This window comes from Nocardia sp. NPDC050408, from assembly GCF_044458905.1.
Lineage (GTDB): Bacteria > Actinomycetota > Actinomycetes > Mycobacteriales > Mycobacteriaceae > Nocardia.
In genome coordinates this window covers 1-4,792 of record NZ_JBITIL010000050.1, presented here as the reverse complement: position 1 = coordinate 4,792, position 4,792 = coordinate 1, and the positions used below count along the sequence as shown (strand labels likewise).

The following is a 4,792-nucleotide window of genomic DNA, read 5'->3' as shown; positions in this document are numbered from 1 at the left end:
CGCTGATGGTGGGGGGTCGGCACCTGATGCGCGCATGCCCGAAGAACACAACTCACACCTGCGGCGCACACACTTCGACGACTCGGACGCGAGACGGGCCGCGAACGGTCGCTCGTAAGACTCGCTCCGTGGTGGTCGCTGATGGTGGGGGGTCGGCACCTGATGCGCGCATGCCCGAAGAACACAACTCACACCTGCGGCGCACACACTTCGACGACTCGGACGCGAGACACGCCGCGAACGCCGTCGCTCGTAATGTCGTTTGCCACCGTTGTGGGGCCACTGCGGTACCAGCCGTGGGACCACCGACAGCGGAACAGAAGTGGAACAGGTCATTGCGCTGTCGATTGGCGAACGCTTCGTTCCCGAACGACCGATACGCGGACGTCACATGAGTTCCACCTCGGTGAAGCCGGGAGCCAGCCCGCTCGAGCTGATGGGCCAGATCCCGGCACCGCAAGCCCGACAACCTACGCCGCTAGTTCAAACCCTCACCTACGGCCTTGCGGGCATCACCAGCCTGTTCGGCACCGTCCCCGCTGATCGCCGATGAAAAGAGGTCGCTGACGTTGATCGTGCGGCCCGCTTGCACTCTCGCGATTATCCGGTACCAGTACCTGATGCCGCCGTTTGCCCACTCGATCAGCTTGTCGTCGCTGCTTATGATCTTCATGTTCAGGTTCCAACTGGACGACATCTCGCGACTGGTGCCGCCCGGGGGCAGCACATGCAGATCTATGTGTCGGCTGTCCCAATGCAGCACGATCGAGACGGGGTAGGGGTAATTGTTGTACAGCCTGCCCGAGGAGGTTACGTCCTGCTCGGGGGGCTTTTCCCCGTTCTCCCCCGAAAACGGCACGAAAATTTCCTGGTCTTCCGCGTAGACTTCAGTCACTTGCGCCCCTCTCGATGGAGCGAGCCCGGCCGGATAACACTGCAGCCCGCGGCGGTTGGATGTGAAGCCCCGGCCAACCACAGTATGAGCCGAATTCCCAACCACCGCAGCCGTTTTCGAGGCTATTGGCTCAGTTCGATGAATGGGAAGACATCCCGAAACCGTTGCAGGACGTCTGGTCTCCGCTGCAGTATCCGGAGGGCCGTCGGTCGGCTGACCGGCGAATCGAAAACATCCATCCGTTGGAGGCGCTTCGATGCGCCGCAACCTTTGATCGGGCAGGTTCGGTGTCGACTTGGTCGAGGAATCTTGGGTCCAGAGCCAGCCCGTGCCGACGGAGTCCTTCGCCTTGAGGTCTGTAGTCCACACGGTGATGGTCGGCCAAAAGGTTCAACGTCTGTCCTTTCGGGGCCAGACGCCATCGCGGGGCCTGGCAACTCCGCCGGTTGAACGGTTACTCGAATCCGGTGTGCGCCCGTGTCGATCGCGTCGGGTCTTGTGTGGATCCCAATTCATGGCGATGGCCGCGCTCGTCAGCAACGTCGCGACAATGGCTAACACGACCAACTCGGTCAGCATGTCGTCCCACTTTCCGTCGACCCGGACTATGCCGGGGGATTACGCCACGACCTCGATGGCCCAGGGGTATTGATCGTTTAGACGGGAAGTTACAGCTCTACCAGCAGATTTCCGGCCTCGGCTGGACTTGTCACACTCTGGTTCCGGTCTATGGGTGACGGCGCACATATCGGACTGTGTGGACGGGATATGGCGAGCCGGGCCCTGGAGACGGATTCTCGTGGTCGTGAGATCGAGTGGAGATGTGCCGAGAATCGGCGAACACACGCAACTCGGCATGAGCGCGTGTTGAGAAGCCGCGTCGACCAACAGATTTGGACGGCCGACCAACGCGCGCCCAGCGGCATGTGCGGACGGCCTGCTTGTTACACGTCGACAAGGTCGTCGCTATCGTGAACGAGAAGGTCACCATTCAGTCGCAACTAGACCGACGTGACCTTGTCGACTCGCGGATCGGAAAGAGCGGCATCTGATCATGGCAGAGGACCTGACCGTGACTCGGGTGCTGGTGATACCCGCGTCCGAGTTACGCGAGCGGTTCTCACGGTCGTCCGGTCCCGGAGGGCAGCACGTCAACACCACCGACAGCCGGGTAGAGCTGTCGTTCGACCTCGCCAACTCACCCTCCGTACCGGAGTGGCTGCGCACCCGGATGCTCGACCGCCTGGCCACCCGCCTGGTCAACGGGGTACTCACGATCGCCGCATCGGAGCAACGCGCACAGCCGCAGAACCGCGCGGCCGCCCGCGAACGCATGGCCTCGTTACTGGCTGACGCCGCTGCCGCACCGCCACCCGTCCGCCGCGCCACCAAGCCCTCGCGCGGAGCAAAGGAACGTCGCATCGCCGCGAAGAAACGGCGCGGCGTCACCAAACGCAACCGCCGCGCCTCCCCCGACGACTAGCCGACGGGCAGCGCCACAGGTCGGGGTCTCGACGGCACAGTCGCTGTCGAACGGGCCCGTGCTCGCAAGTACCCGTCTGCATCTTCTCGTCGCCGGCAGATCGTCGGGTACCAGTCGGTGCAGGTCATCGATCTCCAGGTCCGGGGTCGTGCCCTTGAAATCGAGATCCCCTCGAGGTCCCAAACGTCTTCGAAGACGAGCGTCGCCGGGGCCATCCAGAAGGAGAAATATCGAGGGCTGCAACGGCATTGGCCGGCCCCTGGCGCACCGGCTGGTGCACGACGGCGAAATAGTGATCGACGTGCCCACGAAACTGTCGGCGCAAGTTCGCGTGTTCGCCACTGGCAACGGCCGCAAAACCGAGCCCGTCGACGCCCACTCGGTCGCGCTGGCCGCGCTACGAGCACCGAATCTGCGCCAGGTGCGGGCTGATCCGGACCTGGTCGCGCCGGGGCTGCTGGTCGACCGCCGCGACGAGCTCGGCCGCGCCCGCACCGACGCCATCAACCGGATCCATCGGCTGCTGCTGGAACTGCTGCCCGGCGGAGCCAAGAAGTACTTGTCGTCGCGGCAGGCCCGCGAACTTATCGCGTCGGTGAGACCGCGGGATCGGGCCGCCCAGCTCCGCTGCCGCCTGACTCTGGAACTGGTCGAGGAGCTCGAAGGGATCGACCGCAAGATCAAGACCTTGGACAAGGAGTTGCGGCAACTGGTCCTCGATCACGGTTCCACGCACGCATGCCCGAAGAACACGACTCACACCTGCGACGCACGCGCTTCAACAACCCGGGACGCGAGACGGGCCGCGAACGGTCGCTCGTCTCGCTCCGCGGTGGCTACGCCGCGAAGCAACCTCTCGGCATGAGTGCCCGGTCTAGTAGACCGGCAGTGACCTGTCGACCTGATTCGCCCAGGCGACGATGCCGCCCTGCACATGTGAGGCGTCGGAGAAACCGGCGTTCTTCAGGACCGCGAGCACCTCCGCCGAGCGGATACCGGTCTTGCAGTGCAGAACGATCGGCCGATTCTGCGGCAGATCCGACAGTGCCTCACCGGAGAGGAATCGATCCTTCGGGATGAGCTTGGCGCCCTCGATGTGCACGATGTCCCATTCGACCGGCTCGCGCACGTCGATGAGCTCGATTTCCTTGCCCGCGTCGAGCAGCTCCTTCAGCTCGCGCGCGGTGATGGTCGAGCCCGCGGCCGCGGCCTGGCCCTCCTCGGACACCACACCACAGAATGCCTCGTAGTCGATCAGTTCGGTGATCGGCTGACGTTCCGGATCGCGGCGCAGCTTGATGGTCCGGTAGTTCATATCGAGTGCGTCGTAGACCATGAGACGACCGAGCAGCGGCTCACCGATGCCGGTGATCAGCTTGATCGCCTCGGTCACCATGATCGAACCGATGGAGGCGCACAGCACGCCGAGGACACCGCCTTCGGCGCAGGAGGGCACCATGCCCGGCGGCGGGGCCTCGGGGTAGAGGTCGCGGTAGTTGATGCCGCGGCCGTCCGGTGCGTCTTCCCAGAAGACCGAGACCTGGCCCTCGAAGCGGTAGATGGAGCCCCAGACATACGGCTTGCCCGCCAGCACCGCGGCATCGTTGACCAGGTAGCGGGTGGCGAAGTTATCTGTGCCGTCGACGATCAGGTCGTATTCGGCGAACAATTCGACGGCGTTCTCGGGCTCCAGGCGGATCTTGTGCAGCCGGACCTCGATGCCGGAGTTGATCTCGAGAATGGAATCGCGCGCACTATCGGCCTTCGGGCGGCCGATATCGGATTCACCGTGGATGATCTGGCGCTGCAGATTGGAGGCGTCGACCTCGTCGAATTCGACGATGCCGAGCGTGCCGACACCGGCGGCGGCCAGATACAGCAGTGCGGGCGAGCCGAGCCCGCCTGCGCCGATCACCAGCACCTTGGCGTTCTTCAGTCGTTTCTGCCCGTCGACCCCCAGGTCCGGGATGATCAGATGACGGCTGTAGCGGGCGATCTCGTCCTTGGTCAGCTCCGCGGCCGGTTCGACCAGCGGCGGCAGGGACTTCGGTGATGACACGTCCAGGGCTCCTCGAATCAATTGGCCGCACTGTGGTGGCTCAGCGCCTAATTACTCAACGCCGACAATCGGCCCGTTCTTCCCGACCATCGTCTCGCATCACCAACCCACGCCGCTGACCGGGTCAGCGACCACCACGAAGCGAGTCTTACAAGCGCCCCGTTCCCGGCCCGTCCCCCGACCGAGCCGTCGAAGCACATGCGACACAGTCGCGAATCTCCGATACACGCGCACCAGGTACCGACCCCCCACCATCAGCCACCACCACGAAGCGAGTCTTACAAGCGCCCCGTTCCCGGCCCGTCCCCCGACCGAGCCGTCGAAGCACATGCGACACAGTCGCGAATCTCCGATA

The 4,792-nt window shown here is 64.2% G+C and carries 4 protein-coding genes; 2 read left to right on the top strand and 2 right to left on the bottom strand.

Annotated elements, in window-relative coordinates:
• Window positions 1-478: 478 nt before the first annotated feature.
• Complete coding sequence (locus tag ACIBJI_RS42475) at window positions 479-895, bottom strand: hypothetical protein (RefSeq protein ID WP_364360215.1); 417 nt, start codon at window positions 893-895, stop codon at window positions 479-481.
• A gap of 1,054 nt (window positions 896-1,949) precedes the next feature.
• Here ACIBJI_RS42475 and arfB point away from each other — a divergent pair.
• The gene (gene arfB, locus ACIBJI_RS42470; protein ID WP_364360212.1) at window positions 1,950-2,378 is read left to right on the top strand and encodes an alternative ribosome rescue aminoacyl-tRNA hydrolase ArfB; all 429 of its coding nucleotides are present in this window, start codon (window positions 1,950-1,952) and stop codon (window positions 2,376-2,378) included.
• A 301-nt stretch (window positions 2,379-2,679) separates the two neighbouring features.
• A complete protein-coding gene (locus tag ACIBJI_RS42465) occupies window positions 2,680-3,243 on the top strand; it encodes a hypothetical protein (RefSeq protein WP_397088845.1) in 564 nt (187 codons plus the stop codon).
• A 9-nt stretch (window positions 3,244-3,252) separates the two neighbouring features.
• Here the strand turns inward: ACIBJI_RS42465 and moeZ are convergent, their stop codons facing one another.
• Complete coding sequence (moeZ, locus tag ACIBJI_RS42460) at window positions 3,253-4,437, bottom strand: adenylyltransferase/sulfurtransferase MoeZ (protein ID WP_364360204.1); 1,185 nt, start codon at window positions 4,435-4,437, stop codon at window positions 3,253-3,255.
• Window positions 4,438-4,792 lie beyond the last annotated feature (355 nt).